Raw genomic sequence first — 16992 nt, 5'->3', positions numbered from 1 at the left:
GATGCCCTCTTTTCTCACGGACATCGGGACCATTCGTGGCATAGGCACGGCAGTGGTGTTCATCGCCTTTATCGGCGTGGTGCTCTGGGCCTATAGCAGCAAGCGCAAGTCGAGTTTCGACGAAGCCGCCAACCTGCCGTTCGCCGACGAGCAGAAAAAACCCGACGCGCGTGATGAACAATCTTCCAGGAGCAATAACCAATGACCACGTTCTGGAATTGGTACGTAACAATTCTCGTACTCGGGACCATCTTGGCCATGGCCTTGCTGATCTTCGGCACCCGCAAAGGCCAGCGTCAGGAGTCCACCGACGAAACCGTCGGCCATGTGTTCGATGGTGTCGAGGAATTCGACAACCCTATGCCCAAGTGGTGGTTCATGCTGTTCGTGGCCACCATCATCTTCGCCGTCGGCTACCTGGTGCTTTACCCGGGCCTGGGTAACTGGAAAGGCTTGCTGCCGGGTTACGACTACCTCGACAACGAGGCCAAGACCCCGTTCGCCGCCAGCGTGCAGATCGCCGACGGCGAGCGCAACGCAGGCTGGACCGGCGTGCACCAGTGGGAAAAGGAAATGGCCAAGGCCGACGCCCAGTACGGGCCGATCTTCGCCAAGTACGCCGCCATGCCGATTGAGCAGGTCGCCCAAGACGAGCAGGCCCTGAAAATGGGTGGCCGCCTGTTCGCCTCCAACTGCTCGGTGTGCCACGGCTCCGACGCCAAGGGTGCCTACGGTTTCCCCAACCTGACCGACAGTGACTGGCTGTACGGCGGCGAGCCGGAAACCATCAAGACCACCATCATGGAAGGCCGCCAGGCCGCCATGCCGGCCTGGAAGGACAACCTCGGCGAAGAAGGCATCAAGAATGTTTCCGCCTACGTGCGTGGTCTGTCCGGCCTGAAGACTCCTGAGGACATCGAAGCCGATCCGGTTGCCGGCCAGGAAATCTATGCCACCAACTGCGCCGTCTGCCATGGCGCCGAAGGCAAGGGCCAGCAGGCCATGGGTGCTCCGAACCTGACCGACAAGACCTGGCTCTACGGCTCCAGCTTCGCCCAGGTCCAGCAGACCCTGCGTTACGGCCGCAATGGCCGCATGCCGGCCCAGGCGGACTTCCTCGGCAACGACAAGGTCCACCTGCTGGCCGCCTATGTGTACAGCCTGTCGCAGAAGCCTGCGGAGCAGTAAGGCCGCCCGTTGAAAGCCCTGTATCGAGCGCGACTCCCCGTCGCACCCAAACAGGGCCTGGTCAGGCGTACCATGGCGTATGAGTGAAATGACCCCGGCCGGCTCGCGCCGGCCGGGGCAGACAATCCACCGCTGTGGTAGCACCTGATGAGTTCGCAGATTCCGGTAAAAGACGTCACCCCTGCCCCGGCCAAGGTCGAGTCCGTCGACCTGTACGCCAGTCGCGAGAAAATCTACACCCGCGCCTTCACCGGCCTGTTCCGCAACCTGCGCATGCTCGGTGGCGCACTGCTGTTCATCCTCTATTTCGGTACTGTCTGGCTCAGCTGGGATGGCCGCCAGGCCGTCTGGTGGGACCTGCCTGCGCGCAAATTCCACATCTTCGGCGCCACCTACTGGCCGCAGGACTTCGTCCTGCTCTCGGCGCTGCTGATCATCGCCGCCTTCGGCCTGTTCTTCATCACCGTGTTCGCCGGTCGCGTCTGGTGCGGCTACACCTGCCCGCAGAGCGTGTTCACCTGGGTGTTCATGTGGGCGGAGAAGGTCACCGAAGGCGATCGCAACCAGCGCATGAAGCTCGACAAGGCCCCCATGTCCGGGCAGAAGGTTCTGCGCAAGGCCGCCAAGCACGGCATCTGGGTCGGGGTGTCCCTGACCACCGCACTGACCTTCGTCGGCTACTTCTCGCCGATCCGCGAGCTGATCCCCGAGCTCCTGACCCTGCAGGCCGGCGGCTGGGCGGTGTTCTGGGTCGGCTTCTTCACCCTGGCCACCTATGGCAACGCCGGCTGGCTGCGCGAACAGGTGTGCATCTACATGTGCCCCTATGCGCGCTTCCAGAGCGTGATGTTCGACCAGGACACCCTGATCGTCTCCTACGACCCGCGCCGCGGCGAACACCGCGGGCCGCGCAAGAAGGACGCCGACTACAAGGCCGAGGGCCTCGGCGACTGCATCGACTGCAAGATGTGCGTGCAGGTCTGCCCCACCGGTATCGACATCCGCGACGGCCTGCAGATCGAATGCATCGGCTGCGCCGCCTGCATCGACGCCTGCGACAGCATCATGGACAAGATGAACTACCCGAAAGGGCTGATCAGTTACACCACCGAACACAACCTGTCCGGGCAGCAGACCCACCTGGCCCGCCCACGACTGATCGGCTACGCCGTGGCCCTGCTGGCGATGATCGGCCTGTTCGTCTGGGCCATCGCCAGCCGCCCGCTGGTGGAGCTGGACGTGATCAAGGATCGCGTCCTGTACCGCGAGAACGAGGCCGGCCGCATCGAGAACGTCTACACCCTGAAGATCATGAACAAGTCGCAGCGCGACATGACCTACCTGATCGAGGCCGACGGTCTCGATGGCCTGGTCTACGAAGGCAAGCGCGAGATCAAGGCCCTGGCCGGCGAGGTGCTGTCGCTGCCGATCGAGCTGTCGATCGCGCCGGAACAGCTTCCCTCCAGCGCCAACGAAATCCGTTTCCGCATCCAGTCCGCCGACACTCCGAGCATTCACAATGACGCCGACAGCCGCTTCATCGGCCCAAGCGTCCGCTGACCCATGAGCAAGCAATCCATGTCTGAGCAACCCCCGGTAAAACCCTGGTACAAGCAATTCTGGCCCTGGTTCATCCTGGCCCTGCTGGGCTACTCGGTGGTCCAGGGCGTGGCCCTGCTGACCATCGCCACGCAGAATCCGCCCGGCCTGATTTCCGACGATTACTATGATGTCGGCAAGGGCATCAATCAGTCCCTGGAGCGCGAACAGTTCGCCGAGCGCCTGCAGCTCAGCGCCCGCCTCGACCTCGACGAGGACGCCGGCACCGCCACACTGCAGTTGCAGGGCAACAGCGGCCCGGCGCAGCTGGTGCTCAACCTGATCTCCCCGACCCAGCCCGAACGTGATCGCCGTATCGTGCTGCAACCGGAGGGCCAGGGCCTGTACCGCGGCCAGATGCAGGACGTGGTGCAAGGCCGGCGCTTTGTCGAGCTGATCGGCCAGGAAGGCGGCCAGCAATGGCGCCTGTTCGAGGAAGCGACCCTGGAAAGCGGCAAGACCATCCGCCTCGGCAAAGCCCGCTAGCGACAGGCCCAGACACCTCCTCGATGGCCAATCCGATCCCCTGCTTCCACTGCGGCCTGCCGGTGCCCGCCGGCAGTCGCTTCCAGGCCCAGGTGCTGGGCGAAGCCCGCGAGCTCTGCTGTCCCGGCTGCCAGGCCGTGGCCGAAGCCATAGTCGCTGGCGGCCTGGAGCACTACTACAAGCACCGCAGCGAGACCGCCGCCAACCCCCAGGCACTGCCCCAGGCGCTGCCCGATGAGCTGGCGCTGTACGATCGCGCCGAGGTCCAGGCGCCGTTCGTCGAGCACCAGGGCGAACTCAGCGAGACCTGCCTGCTGATCGAGGGCATCAACTGCGCCGCCTGCGGCTGGCTGATCGAGAAGCACCTGCGGGCTCTACCGGCGGTTGCCGAGGCCCACCTCAACCTGTCCAATCAGCGCCTGCAGGTGCGCTGGGCCGACAGCCAGCTGCCGTTGAGCGAACTGCTCAAGGCGCTGCGCAAGATCGGCTATGCCGGCCACCCCTGGCAAGCCGACGCGGCCACCGCCCAGCTGACCCGCGACAATCGCCGCGCCATGCGCCAGCTGGGCGTCGCCGGCCTGCTGTGGATGCAGGTGATGATGGCGTCCATGGCCACCTGGCCGGAGTTCAATATCGACCTCAGCCCGGAGCTGGACATGATCCTGCGCTGGGTCAGCCTGTTCCTCGCCACGCCAATCGTCTTCTACTGCTGCGGCCAGTTCTTCCGTGGCGCCCTGCGCGACCTGCGCACCCGCCACCTGACCATGGATGTCTCGGTATCCCTGGCCATTGGCGGCGCCTATGTCGCCGGCATCTGGTCGACCGTCACCGGCCAGGGTGAACTGTATTTCGATGCGGTGGGCATGTTCGCCCTGTTCCTGCTGGCCGGCCGCTATCTGGAGCGCCGCGCCCGCGAGCGCACCGCCTCGGCCACCGCGCAGCTGGTCAACCTGCTACCGGCCTCCTGCCTGCGCCTGGACGCCGAGGGTCACAGCCAGCGCATCCTGCTCAGCGAACTGCGTACCGGCGACCGGGTGCTGGTGCCGCCCGGCGCCCTGCTGCCGGCCGACGGCAGCATTGTCAGCGGCCAGTCCAGCGTCGACGAGTCGCTGCTGACCGGCGAATACCTGCCGCTACCCCGGGGCGAAGGCGACAGCGTCACCGCCGGTACCCTCAACGTCGAAGGGCCGCTGACCGTCGAGGTCGAGGCGCTTGGCGACGCCACCCGCCTGTCAGCCATCGTTCGCCTGCTCGAGCGCGCGCAGCACGACAAGCCGCGCCTGGCCGAGATAGCCGACCGCGTGGCGCAATGGTTCCTGCTGATCGTGCTGATCGCCGCCGCCGCGGTGGGACTGGCCTGGTGGCAAATCGACCCGTCACGGGCCTTCTGGGTGGTGCTGGCATTGCTGGTCGCCACCTGCCCCTGCGCTCTCGCCCTGGCCACCCCGACCGCTTTGACCACCGCCACCGGCAGCTTGCACAAACTCGGCCTGCTGCTGACCCGCGGCCATGTGCTGGAAGGCCTGAAGCAGATCGACACGGTGATTTTCGACAAGACCGGCACCCTCACCGAGGGCCGCCTGACCCTCAGCGCCATTCATCCCCTCGGCGCCCTGGACAGCGACGCCTGCCTGGCCCTGGCCGCCGCCCTGGAGAACCGCTCCGAGCACCCCATCGCCCGTGCCTTCGGTCGCGCGCCGCAGGCCGCCGAACGGGTCGACAGCATCCCCGGCCAGGGCTTGCAGGGCTGGGTGGCCGGGCGCCAGCTGCGCATCGGCCAACCCGCCTTCGTCAGCGAGCTGAGCGGCCAGAACGCGCCGACTATCCCCGGTGAACACGGCCAATGGCTGCTGCTCGGCGACCAGCAGGGCCCGCTGGCCTGGCTGGTGCTCGACGATCGCCTGCGTGACGATGCCCCGGCCCTGCTGGACGCCTGCCGGGCACAAGGCTGGCAGGTCTTGCTGCTGTCCGGCGACAGCTCGCCGATGGTCGGCGAAGTGGCGCGCCAGCTGGGTATCGAACAGGCCAGAGGCGGCCTGACGCCGGACGCCAAGCTGGCCGAGCTGAAAAGGCTGCATGAGCAGGGTCGCCGTGTACTGATGCTGGGCGACGGGGTCAACGACGTGCCGGTGCTGGCCGGCGCCGACATCAGCATCGCCATGGGCAGCGCCACCGACCTGGCCAAGACCAGCGCCGACGCGGTCCTGCTGTCCAACCGCCTGACCAGCCTGGTCCAGGCCTTCGCCCTGGCCAAGCGCACCCGCCGGATCATCATCGAGAACCTGGCCTGGGCCAGCCTGTACAATGGCCTGGTGCTGCCGTTCGCCGCCCTGGGCTGGATCACCCCGATCTGGGCCGCCCTCGGCATGTCGTTGAGCTCGCTGCTGGTGGTGCTCAACGCCCTGCGCCTGACGCGCACGCCCACCCCGTAGGCTGGAGTCTTCATGTCCGCGCTTTACATCCTCATCCCCGTCGCCCTGGTGCTGGTGGCCTTCGCCATCTGGCTGTTCTTCTGGGCAGTCGACAGCGGCCAGTACGACGACCTCGACGGCCCGGCCCACAGCATCCTGTTCGACGACGAGGATCCGCAACACAAGGCCGGTATAGAACAGGCCAACGACCAGGAAACGGACCCGGCCAAGGATTCGCCGTGGGATAACCGCAATGCTTGAACTGGCGCCACTGCTGCTTTCGGCGCTGATTCTCGGCCTGCTCGGCGGCGGGCATTGCCTGGGCATGTGTGGCGGCCTGATGGGCGCACTGACCCTGGCCATTCCCGCCGAGCAGCGGGCACGGCGGTTTCATCTGCTGCTGAGCTACAACCTCGGACGGATTCTCAGCTATGCAGTCGCCGGCCTGCTGCTCGGCCTGGCCGGCTGGGCCCTGGCCAGCAGCCCGGCGGCGATCGGCCTGCGCGTCCTGGCGGCGCTACTGCTGATCGCCATGGGCCTGTATCTGGCCGGCTGGTGGAGCGGGCTGACCCGGATCGAAAGCCTGGGTCGCGGCCTATGGCGGCATATCCAGCCGTTGACCCGACGCTTCATGCCGGTCGACAGCACGGCCAAGGCGCTGGTGCTGGGCTCGCTGTGGGGCTGGTTGCCCTGCGGGCTGGTCTACAGCACCCTGCTGTGGGCTTCCAGCCAGGGCAACGCGCTGGGCAGCGCCGCGCTGATGCTGGCCTTCGGCCTCGGTACCCTGCCGGTGCTGCTGGCCACCGGGATGGCCGCCGAACGCGTGACGGCCCTGTTGCGCAAACGGGGTGTGCGCACCGCCGGCGGCGTGCTGGTGATCATGTTCGGCGTCTGGACCCTGCCTGGACCGCATCAGCACTGGCTGATGGGTCACTGAGGCGGCTCCAGCCGACCTTCGCCGCGACGGCTCGACACTCCCCCTTTCTCCTGGACTCCAGCTCCTACGACCCCGTTCCCGTGGCTATGCTCCTTGAGAAGCAACGCCTATGCGTTGGCCAAAGCTTGCAGGCCAGACACTTGACCGCGCCGCCGCTGGCTGGCTGAATCACGCCCCGCTGCGGTACCCTTGCGGTTAGTGTGTGTTTAATCAGGGACAACCTCGATGTCGCAATGTGCCAAACCCCGCGCACCTCATCAGGCCCACTGCAAGGACTGCAGTCTGGCGCCGCTTTGCCTGCCGCTGTCGCTGAATCTGGAAGACCTGGACGCACTGGATGAGATCGTCAAACGGGGCCGCCCATTGAAGAAGGGTGAATACCTGTTCCGACAGGGCGACACCTTCGGTTCGCTGTTCGCCGTGCGCTCCGGCGCCCTCAAGACCTTCAGCCTGAGCGATGGCGGTACGGAGCAGATAACCGGCTTTCACCTGCCCAGTGAACTGGTTGGCCTCTCCGGCATGGACACCGAACGCTATCCGGTCTCCGCACAAGCCTTGGAAACCACCTCGATCTGCGAGATTCCCTTCGAACGCCTCGACGAACTGGCCGCGCAACTGCCACAGCTTAGGCGCCAGCTGATGCGCATCATGAGTCGGGAAATTCGCGAAGATCAGCACATGATGCTGCTGTTGTCGAAAAAGACAGCGGATGAGCGCATCGCCTCATTCCTGGTCAATCTCTCGGCGCGCTTCAGCGCACGCGGTTTCTCCGCACAACAGTTTCGCCTGGCCATGTCGCGCAACGAGATCGGCAACTACCTGGGGCTGGCGGTGGAAACCGTGTCCCGGGTATTCACCCGCTTCCAGCGCAACAAACTGCTCGAAGCCGAAGGCAAGGAAGTGCATATTCTCGACTCCGTCGAACTGTGCGCCCTGGCCGGGGGGCACCTCGACAGCTGAGTGGATCCATCGGCCTTTCGGCAGGCTGCCGGAGCCGCCAACCGCCTTTCAAAGCCGCAGGAGTCCAACGATGATTTTCGACGAATTCAGCATCAAAACCCTGATTCGCCCGGTCGCTGATTTCCCCAAGCCGGGGGTCATCTTTCGCGACATCACCCCGCTGTTCCAGTCGCCGCGGGCCTTGCGCATGGTCGCCGACAGCTTCATCCAGCGCTATGTCGAAGGCGAGTTCAGCCATATCGCCGCCATGGACGCCCGCGGCTTCCTGATCGGCTCGATCATCGCCTACGAACTCAACAAGCCGCTGATCCTGTTTCGCAAACACGGCAAGCTGCCCGGCGAGTTGCTGCGCGAGGCCTACAAGACCGAGTACGGCGAATCCTTTCTCGAAGTGCAGGCCGACAGCCTGTGCGAAGGTGACAGCGTCCTGATTTTCGATGATCTGATTGCCACCGGCGGCACCCTGCTCGCCGCCGCCCAACTGGTGCGCAGGATGGGGGCGAAGATCCATGAAGCCGCGGCCATCATCGATCTGCCCGAACTCGGCGGCTCGCAGAAATTGCAGGATATGGGCATTCCGACCTTCACCCTGACCGCATTCGCCCTGAACGAACGGTGACACCGGCCTGCGTGGCTACTCGAAATAGGCGGCGAAGAAGCGGTCCAGCTCGCCGTCATACTGATCCAGGAAGTACAGCGTATCGGCCGCCAGCAGGTCCAGCAGGATCATCCCATTGGGCCCGGAATCCTCGACCGCTGCGGCGCGCAGCCGCTCGGTCATGCCCAGATTGACCTGGCGCAGCTTGCGGTACACCTCGCGCAACTCGCTCATCGACCAATCCGCAGTCATGCCGCGCTGCTGGCGCAGGTACTGGCCGAGCAGGTAAGTGCCAAATACGCGGTAAAGGGTCTCATCCGAGCCACTGAACGGCTGATGGAACCAGGCCATCGCCTTCAGCATGCGCGTGTGCGGACACCCGGATGTCGCGCCCAGCGCGCCGAGCAGGGAACCCAAGGCACGTTGCAGACTGGTGCGCTTGCGAATTTCCCGCCCGCGCCACTGCACCTCGACCTCCACCTGCTCATAGGACGGCGATTGCGCCAGCAGCTCGACGGGACCAATCAGGGCCAGGGCAAAGGGACAGTGGGGCGACTGCTCAGGGCGCAACGGGCAGTGCTTGCACTGATGAAACTCCAGCTTTGTCCAGGCAGGCGGCTGCTCGACCGAAACCTCACGCTCAGCGGGCCGCAATGCGACTTGCTGAGACCAGCTGCGGCCGTCGGCAAAACGGAAGTGGTAGTGGATGACAGCGTCATCCGCGGCCTCTAAATCCATGGTCTAACCTGATCGTCGGGGAAAGCTAAAAAAATATGGTGGCCGTCCGCCAAGATCGCCATAATTCGGACGCCAACAATATGTCATATTTGACACATCCTTACCGAGAATCAGCTAGCCACCAGTGCGCATTCTTTCTAACGCAATCACCATCGGGAGTCCGCTATGGACAGCAGGCAAAGCTATCTAGCCAGCGTTCTCGTCGAACACGTTGGCGTCGGGGTCATCATTCTCGACTCGCAATTGCGCATTCAGTACTGGAACGCGTTCATCAGCCACTGTAGCGGCAAAGCGCTCGAGCAGGCGCGAAATCAACTGCTGACCAGCGTATTCCCCGAGGCTAGCACACCGCATCTGGACGGTATGGTGGCGCAAGCGCGCGACCATGGCCAACACGTCTACACCCAGTGGCGAGACAACCCCTATCTGATCAAGCTGCCATTCAAGCCATCCCGGGAACCGGGGGCGCTGATGCTGCAGAGCACCCTGCTCTTCCCGTTTCGCGACATGGAAGAGCAGCTGTGCTTCGGCCTGCTGCTGTATGACACCACTGAGTTCGCCCGGGCGAACGCGCAACTCGACGCAGCACTGGATGCCCTGAGCAGCAAGCAGATCGAACAAGAACGCTTGATCAAGAAGCTGGAAAAGGCCAACGCACAACTGCTGCAGTCGGAAAAGCTGGCAGCGATCGGCCAGCTGGCCGCCGGCGTCGCCCACGAGATCAACAACCCCATCGGCTACGTGTTCTCCAACCTCAAGACCCTCGCCGGCTACGTCCAGGACCTGCTGCGCATCAGCGACGCTGTGGACGGCGCCGCCAGCCTCGAGGAGATCCGCCAGCTCAAGCGCAGCCTGGAGTACGACTACATACGCAGCGATATCGAAGCGCTGATTGGCGAATCGGAAGACGGCATCGACCGGGTCAAGAAGATCATCACCGCGCTCAAGGATTTCTCCCACATCGAGGAGGACGAGTTCCAGCTGGCGGACCTGCACCGCGGCCTCGACACCACGCTGAACGTGGTGAACAACGAGCTGAAATACAAGGCCGAGGTCATCAAGGACTACGGCGAGCTGCCGGAGGTGGAGTGCATTCCCTCGCAGATCAACCAGGTGCTGATGAACCTGCTGGTCAACGCCGCCCACGCCATCGAGCAGTTCGGCCGCATCACCCTGCGCAGCAAGCAGGAAGGCGACTGGGTGTGGCTGGAGGTGGAAGACACGGGTAAAGGCATCGAGCCCCACCTGCTGAACCGCATCTATGAGCCGTTTTTCACCACCAAACCCGTGGGCAAAGGCACTGGCCTGGGCTTATCGCTGTCCTATAACATCCTGCAGAAACACAACGGCCGCATCGAAGTCAGCAGCCAACCCGGCCAGGGCAGCCGGTTTCGCATCTGGCTGCCGATTCGCCAACCCGCCGAAGGCAGCCTGGGTACTACAGAGCCATGACCGACCTGCAACTGCCGCGCAGCGCCACCCTTCTACTGGTCGATGACGAAGAGAACATTCTCAAGAGTCTGCGCCGTCTGCTGCGCCAGGAGCCCTATGAAATCCTCTTGGCCAATGGCGGCGAGCAGGCTCTGCAACTGCTCAGCCAGCACCCCGTCGACCTGGTGATCTCGGATGCGCGCATGCCCGGCATGGATGGCGCCACCCTGCTGGCCGAAGTGCAGCGACGCTGGCCAGGCTGCCAACGCATCCTGCTCACCGGCCACGCCGACATCGCCACCACGATCAAGGCGATCAACCAGGGGCGGATCTACCGCTATATCAGCAAGCCCTGGGATGACGACGAACTGCGCCTGATCATCCAGCAGGCACTGGCCTTCCAGCACTCCGAGCGCGAGCGTGAACGCCTGGAGCGGCTGACCCGCGAGCAGAACCAGCATCTGCAGGACCTCAATGCCACCCTGGAGCAGCGGGTAAAGAGCCGCACCGCCGAACTGCAACAGACCGCCGACATGCTGGACATGGCCTACGAAGAGCTCAAGCGCAGCTACGTGACGGCCACCGAAGTCTTCTCCAGTCTGGTCACCCAGCGCATTCCCCGTAACAAGCAGTCCAACGCCCAGGTCATCGCGCTGGTTCGCGCCTACGCCGAGCAGTATTCCCTGGGGGAGGCACTCAGCCGCGATCTGACCATGGCCGCAGCGCTCTACAACGTCGGCAAGCTGACCTGGAACGATACCCTGCTCGTTAGCCCCGCAGATCTGCTCTACAAGAACGAGCGCGAACGCTACCGCCAGTACCCAGCCCTCGGCGAAAGCCTGCTGATGAGCCTCGAGCCACTGCAGGACGCCGCCCGCTTGATTCGTCACCATCAGGAGCGCTGGGACGGTGGCGGCTTCCCCGACCGCCTCAAGGGCAAAGACATTCCCTTCGGCGCACGCCTGATCAAGCTGGCCGTGGACTTCATCGAACTGCAGTGCGGCCTGGTGCTTGAGCGCCGACTGAGCCGTGACGACGCGCTGCTGCTGATCCAGAAGTACAGCGGCAAGCTCTACGATCCGCAGTTATGCGAGCAATTCATCAAGCTCTGCACCGAACTCGCGCCCGATCTGGTGCTTGCCGACCCCAGCATCCTGGTGCTCGACACCCGGCGCCTGGAGCCGGGCATGACGCTGGCACGCAACCTCAACGCCGAGAACGGCACCCTGTTGCTCAATGAAGGCAAGCAACTCTCACGGCCGTTGATCAACAAGCTCATTGCCTTCGAGGAAAGCGAAGGCGCCCGCTATACCCTGTTTGTCCGCCAACCCGCCGAAGCCGGCGCCACGCCACAGGAAGCCGCTCGATGATCAAGATCCAACTGGTGGACGATGAGCCCCAAATACTGAAATCGCTGAAACGCCTACTGAATCCTCAGGGCTGGGAGCTGCACACCTTCAGCGACGTCTACGAGGCGCTGGATGCACTCACCGCCCATGACTATGCGGTGATCGTTTCCGATTACAAGATGCCGAATCTGGACGGCATCACCTACCTGAAGTTCGCGAAACAACGTCAACCGGAAGCCGTGCGCCTGATGCTGACCGGCCATGGCGACCGCCAGTCGATGATCCAGGCGATCAACGAGGCGGAGGTCTACCGCTTCATTTCCAAGCCCTGGGAAGACTACGAAGTCGAGGGGGCGCTGCGCAGCGCCATCGACCTGCACCTGCTGCGCAAGGAAAACCGGCATCTGCTCGAGCAAGTGCGTCGGCAAAAGAGCTCTCTTGAGCTCCAGCAACAGGAACTGTGGCGACTGGAAACGGAGAACCCAGGCTTGACCCGGGTGGTGCGCGACACCGACGGCTCGATCATCATCGACGACCCGGATTCGTGATCCAAGTGCCAGAGTGCCTGTGGGTGAACCAGCAGGAAGCACATTTGAAAACGAACATTCTGGCTTTCACGCCGGCCAAAAGCGCCCGGACAGGGCAGCCATGCTGACGCGTCATGTCCTTATCCAGGCGTTCCTGCACACGCTGGCCATCGCGTTGGTGCTTATCGGCGCCGGAGGCACCCTCGGGTTTGTAAGCCAGCAGAACTTCAACGTATACAGTCTCGCGCTGCTACCCGACCGGGCCCTGCCCATGATGCTGCTCGGGTTGGGCCTGCTGGCCGCAGCCCGCGGCCACTCGCGGGCCACGCAAATTACAACCGGCATAGCCATAATCGTCAGCCTCAGCGGCCTTTGGCATTATCTGCCGGGAGTGCGGACGGGGACTCTATCCGAAGCTCTTTCTGCCCAGACTCCCTTGCCGCTGGTTCTAGCGCTGGCCGCACTCACCCTGCCCTTCAGCCTTAAGCACAGCAAGGCCGGCCTCCGATTCAGTCGAGTAGTGGGTTTGGCGGCAGCGTCCCTGGCCGTGGTCGCGCAACTGTCCGACTGGTGGCCGCAACTGAATGAACTGAGGCTTGGCTTCAAGCCAGACACCAACAGCCTCTACTGCCTGCTTTGCTTCCTGCTCGGCATAGCCCTGATCCTGCTCCCTCAGCTGCCCACCGAGCGCAGGCAACTGCTGGACCACCGCAGCCTCATTGCCGGCAGCCTGGGCATCCTGCTGATGTGCCTTATCTGGTTCCTACTCACCGACAAGATCCTCGGAAACCTCAAGCAGGAAAGCGATGCGGCGCTGACCGATCTGCAGCGCGCAGTCAATGATGAGTTTGAAGATTACAGCGCCATGCTGCATCGCTTCGCCGACCGCTGGGAGGAACCTTCATGGCAGCCCAATGCCAGCGAACTGGACCGGGAAGGCCGCCGCTATCTGCGTGACTTCCCCTACCTCACCTTGCTCGGCATTCTCGATAAAGAGCTGCATCCGCAATGGCTGCACGAGCGCAATCCTGCCGCGCTCGACCAACTGGCCAAGCTCCTGGCCGGCCCCCAGCACCGCGCCTGGCTGCACAAGCACCGACTGGAGGTGCGTACCGCGCAGCTCGTGTCGCTGGGTACGCGGGTTTTCCTGGTGAGGCCGCTGCGCGCCAGCAATGAACAGAACGCACTGCTCATCGCCGAGATAGAGCTCAACCCACTGCTAAGCGCAAAAACCCAGCAGTTCCACTTCCACATTTCTGAGGACGGGCGAAGCATCAGCGGCGACTCGCCTGACGAGATGGCCCCGTTCATACTCAGCTCGCGCACCGTCATCCTGCCCTCAGGTGTCCAATGGCAGCTGCAGGCCTACCTCAGCAACCCCAGGGACAGCCTGTCGCTCAGCCAGACGCTGACCCTGTTGATCGTTCCCTTCGGCCTGTGCATCAGCTTCTTCCTGATCTGCAGCCTGCGCCTGGCCAGCCTCTCCACTGAGCGTAACCGGCACCTGCGCCAGGCCAACCAGGCGCTCAACGAGAGCCTGAAGCGCCAGCAGTCGCTGCAGAACCTCAATCAGCGGATCATGCAACACTCCATGGACCTGCTCTGCTCCATCGATGAGCAAGGGCGCTTCAGTGAGGTCAATACCGCCAGTTTCGGATTACTGGGTTACCGACCCGACGAGATGATTGGTCGCCCCTTTCTCGACTTCGTGCTGGAGGAAGATCGCCTCAGAACCCATGAGAATGCGGAAGCGTCCATAGCTGGACGCCCCATTCAAGGCTTCAGCAATCGCTATCGGCACAAGGATGGCAGCGTGGTTCACCTGCTCTGGTCCTATGCCTGGTCGGCCGAGGAGCGCAGTTTCTTTGGCGTGGCCCACGACATCAGCCACCTGGTGAAGGCCGAGGCCTACCTGGAGGATCAACGCGACATCCTCGGCATGATTTCCACCAACCAGCCGCTCAGCGACATCCTCAGCGCCATCTGCCGCATGAGCGAAAGCCGCGACCCGACCGCCCTGTGTTCGGTGCAACAACTCGACCAGGAGCGCCAGCAGCTGATTCTGAATGTCGCCCCCAGCCTGCCCCAGAGCTACCTGGACGCCATCGATGGCGTGAGCGTCGGCCCAAGCTGCGGCTCCTGCGGCACGGCGGCGTATCGCAAGCAGATGGTGCTGGTCGAGGACATCGCCAACGACCCGCTCTGGAGGGAGTACCGCGAACTGGCGCTGCGCCACAACTTGCGCGCCTGCTGGTCCATTCCCCTGATTGGCGACAATGGGCAGGTATTCGGCACCCTCGCCTTCTATCATCGCCAGCCGATGGCGCCTGACGATCAGCAGATGCAACTGCTCGCCACGGCGGCGCAGCTGGCAACCATTGCGCTCGAGCGCACCGACGACCGCAAGAGCCTGCAACGCAGCGAGCAGCGCTTCCGCTCGCTGTTCGACCACACCCCCAGCGCAGTCTTCTCGCTGGACCTCCAGGGCCAGATCGAGAGCGTCAACCAGGCCGCTTGCCAGCTGTTGGACATGCAGGAGAGCGAGCTGCTCGGGACGCCGAGCTCGATCCTGCTGGTCAGCGAAGACGCCGACCACATAGGCGAACATTTCCGCGCGGCGCGCGCCGGCGAGGCGCGACGGTTCGAAGGCAAGTTTCGCGCCCCGACCGGTGCACGAGTCGAGCTGGAATGCACCTACCTGCCGATCCTGGTGGAAGGCGCGATCGTCGGCGTATTCGCGATCACCAATGATGTCGGCGCGCGCAACCAGATGGAGCGCGACCTGCGCACGGCGCTGCTCCACGCCCAGCGGCGGGGCTTGCTGCTGCGCGGCCTGAGTGACATTGCCGTGCAGATCACCGGAATGTTCGACAACCCGAAGCTGGTCGACCTGCTCTGTGAGCGACTGCGCAGCCTGATCGGCGCCCACCAGACCCTGATCTGCCTGGGCCAAGGCGATGCCGCAGCGCCCGCACACAATGCCCTCGCCGTCTCCTCCAAGCACGCCGACTGGCGCGACGCCAAGACTTCTGCCGGGCGAGTCGTTCAAGGACGTTATTTCCTGGAAGGCGGGCAGGCCCTCAAACTCAGCCAGGCGCAACTGCAGAGCCATCCACGCTGGTCGAAGCCAGAAGCCGGTGACCTGGCTCATCCGCCGCTCAGGGGACTCCTTGCCGTGCCGCTGCAGACCACCAGCGGTACTCAACTGGGGTTGCTGCAGCTCTCCGACAAGTACCACGGCGAATTCGACGCGGACGACCTGGCCATCGCCGAGCAGTTCGCCCAGATGACCGTCGTGGCGCTGGAAAACAAACGCCTGATGGGCGAGATACTGGCCGGGGAGCAGCGCCTGAGGGAGCAACTGAACTTCACCGCCACCATTACCGAGAGTATTGGCGAAGGCCTGCTGGCCTTCGACGCCGCTGGCATGCTGAGCTATGCCAACCCGACCGCCGAAAAGCTGCTGGATCGACCGAGCGCCTTGCTGCTTGGCCAACCGCTCTCCGCACTGCTGCCGATCGAACTCGAAGACGCGACAACCCCGACGGCCCCTCATGGCGAATTCGTGCGGCGCCGCGGTGCCAAACAACAGGTCCACATGAGCTATGACTACGCACCGCTGATCCGCGGTGACTCGGTCAGCGGTTGGGTTATGGCGTTTCGTGACATCAGCGCCCAGGCCCTGGCGGAGAAAGCCATGCGTGAGCGGGATCAGTTCTTCATGCTGTCACCGGAGCTGTATTGCGTGCTCGACAAGCAAGGGCTGGTCATTCAGGTCAATCCGGCTCTGGGCGGCATGCTCGGCTATCCGGAGCAGAGTCTGATCGGCCACTCCTGCCTGGAGGTCATAGCACCCGAAGATCACGAGCAGGCGGTGCAGGTCCTGCGCCATGTGACTCAGGGTGAACCGCTGCTGGATTCGGAAGTGCGCCTGATCGATGTGCAAGCCAACCGCTATTGGATGCAGTTCAGTGCGGCGCAAGGCGAAGACCAGTTAATTTACCTGGCCGGCCGCGACATCAATGCGCGCAAGGCGGCCGAGAAACAACTCAAGGCCACCTTGCAGGAACTCGAGCGCAGCAACGGTGAATTGCAGGAGTTCGCCTATGTCGCCTCCCATGACCTGCAGGAGCCGCTGCGCAAGATCCAGGCATTCTCCGAGCGCCTCGGGACAAGAGCGACTAACCTCGACCCCGAGTGCCAGGACTATTTGCGGCGCATGAGTTCGGCCGCCGGGCGCATGCAGACGCTGATCAAGGATCTGTTGAGTTATTCGCGGGTCACCTCGCGGGCCAAACCCTTTGTCAGACTCGACGTCGAGAACATACTCGACGAGGTGCTGCAGGACATGGAAGAAACCTTGAGCAATTCTGGTGCGGTGGTTGAGCGCAGCCCCTTGCCTCCACTGCTCGGCGAACCCACTCAGATTCGCCAGCTGCTGCAGAACCTGCTGAGCAATGCGGCAAAGTTCCACGCCCCCGGCCAGCCGCCTAGACTGCATATATATGCCGAAGCCGAGGGAGACAGCCAATGGACGCTCTGCGTGGAAGATCAAGGCATCGGCTTCGACGAGAAATACCTGGACCGCATCTTCAACCCGTTCCAGCGCCTGCATGATCGGCAGACCTACGCGGGCACCGGTATCGGCCTGGCCATCGTCAAGAAAATCGTCGAACACCATCGCGCCAGCGTTACCGCCAGCAGCAAGCCTGGGCACGGCAGCATCTTCCGTATTACCTTTGCCTCACCCGAATAAGCGAACGCCATC

14 protein-coding genes are annotated in these 16992 nt (G+C 63.6%); 13 read left to right on the top strand and 1 reads right to left on the bottom strand.

The genetic code is table 11. From position 1 onward, the window contains the following. The first annotated feature begins 1 nt into the window (after window position 1). The 9 genes from KDW96_RS21830 to KDW96_RS21790 all read left to right on the top strand — a co-directional run bounded on the left by KDW96_RS21830 (window position 2) and on the right by KDW96_RS21790 (window position 8200). Complete coding sequence (locus tag KDW96_RS21830) at window positions 2-205, top strand: cbb3-type cytochrome oxidase subunit 3 (RefSeq protein WP_255838303.1); 204 nt, start codon at window positions 2-4, stop codon at window positions 203-205. After that, a complete protein-coding gene (gene ccoP / locus KDW96_RS21825; protein WP_255838302.1) occupies window positions 202-1188 on the top strand; it encodes a cytochrome-c oxidase, cbb3-type subunit III in 987 nt (328 codons plus the stop codon). Before KDW96_RS21830 ends, ccoP begins: the two co-directional genes overlap by 4 nt. A gap of 147 nt (window positions 1189-1335) precedes the next feature. Next, on the top strand, window positions 1336-2748 hold the full coding sequence (gene ccoG / locus KDW96_RS21820; protein WP_255838301.1) for a cytochrome c oxidase accessory protein CcoG: 1413 nt from the start codon (window positions 1336-1338) through the stop codon (window positions 2746-2748). 18 nt (window positions 2749-2766) lie between these two features. After that, on the top strand, window positions 2767-3273 hold the full coding sequence (locus KDW96_RS21815) for a FixH family protein (RefSeq protein WP_255838300.1): 507 nt from the start codon (window positions 2767-2769) through the stop codon (window positions 3271-3273). Between the two features lie 23 nt (window positions 3274-3296). Then, entirely contained in the window at window positions 3297-5705 is a 2409-nt protein-coding gene (locus tag KDW96_RS21810; RefSeq protein WP_255838299.1) for a heavy metal translocating P-type ATPase, read from the top strand. A 12-nt stretch (window positions 5706-5717) separates the two neighbouring features. After that, window positions 5718-5945: a cbb3-type cytochrome oxidase assembly protein CcoS gene (gene ccoS, locus KDW96_RS21805; RefSeq protein ID WP_255838298.1), complete on the top strand. Its 228-nt coding sequence runs from the start codon at window positions 5718-5720 to the stop codon at window positions 5943-5945. Further along, window positions 5938-6621: a sulfite exporter TauE/SafE family protein gene (locus KDW96_RS21800; RefSeq protein WP_255838297.1), complete on the top strand. Its 684-nt coding sequence runs from the start codon at window positions 5938-5940 to the stop codon at window positions 6619-6621. Before ccoS ends, KDW96_RS21800 begins: the two co-directional genes overlap by 8 nt. A 225-nt stretch (window positions 6622-6846) precedes the next feature. Continuing rightward, the gene (gene fnr, locus KDW96_RS21795; protein WP_255838296.1) at window positions 6847-7581 is read left to right on the top strand and encodes a fumarate/nitrate reduction transcriptional regulator Fnr; all 735 of its coding nucleotides are present in this window, start codon (window positions 6847-6849) and stop codon (window positions 7579-7581) included. A 70-nt stretch (window positions 7582-7651) separates the two neighbouring features. Then, the gene (locus tag KDW96_RS21790; RefSeq protein ID WP_255838295.1) at window positions 7652-8200 is read left to right on the top strand and encodes an adenine phosphoribosyltransferase; all 549 of its coding nucleotides are present in this window, start codon (window positions 7652-7654) and stop codon (window positions 8198-8200) included. Window positions 8201-8215: 15 nt separating this feature from the next. On the opposite strand, the gene KDW96_RS21785 is transcribed toward KDW96_RS21790, so the two are convergent. Further along, window positions 8216-8917, bottom strand: a complete 702-nt coding sequence (locus KDW96_RS21785; protein ID WP_255838294.1) for a DUF6901 family protein — start codon at window positions 8915-8917, stop codon at window positions 8216-8218. A gap of 165 nt (window positions 8918-9082) precedes the next feature. Between KDW96_RS21785 and KDW96_RS21780 the strand changes: the two genes are divergently transcribed. From KDW96_RS21780 to KDW96_RS21765, 4 genes are all read left to right on the top strand, one after another. Then, window positions 9083-10369, top strand: coding sequence for an ATP-binding protein (locus tag KDW96_RS21780; RefSeq protein WP_255838293.1), 1287 nt, complete (start codon window positions 9083-9085; stop codon window positions 10367-10369). Next, the gene (gene nosR / locus KDW96_RS21775) at window positions 10366-11718 is read left to right on the top strand and encodes a response regulator c-di-GMP phosphodiesterase, NosR family (protein ID WP_255838292.1); all 1353 of its coding nucleotides are present in this window, start codon (window positions 10366-10368) and stop codon (window positions 11716-11718) included. Before KDW96_RS21780 ends, nosR begins: the two co-directional genes overlap by 4 nt. After that, window positions 11715-12245 (top strand): response regulator, encoded by a 531-nt coding sequence (locus tag KDW96_RS21770; RefSeq protein ID WP_255838291.1) that lies wholly within the window; start codon window positions 11715-11717, stop codon window positions 12243-12245. Before nosR ends, KDW96_RS21770 begins: the two co-directional genes overlap by 4 nt. A gap of 100 nt (window positions 12246-12345) precedes the next feature. Next, window positions 12346-16980, top strand: coding sequence for a PAS domain S-box protein (locus KDW96_RS21765; RefSeq protein WP_255838290.1), 4635 nt, complete (start codon window positions 12346-12348; stop codon window positions 16978-16980). Window positions 16981-16992 lie beyond the last annotated feature (12 nt).

The organism is Pseudomonas benzenivorans (assembly GCF_024397895.1).
Classification (GTDB): Bacteria; Pseudomonadota; Gammaproteobacteria; order Pseudomonadales; family Pseudomonadaceae; genus Aquipseudomonas; species Aquipseudomonas benzenivorans_A.
Note: the sequence above shows the minus strand (reverse complement) of the source record. Positions and strands in the feature narration are given on the sequence as shown.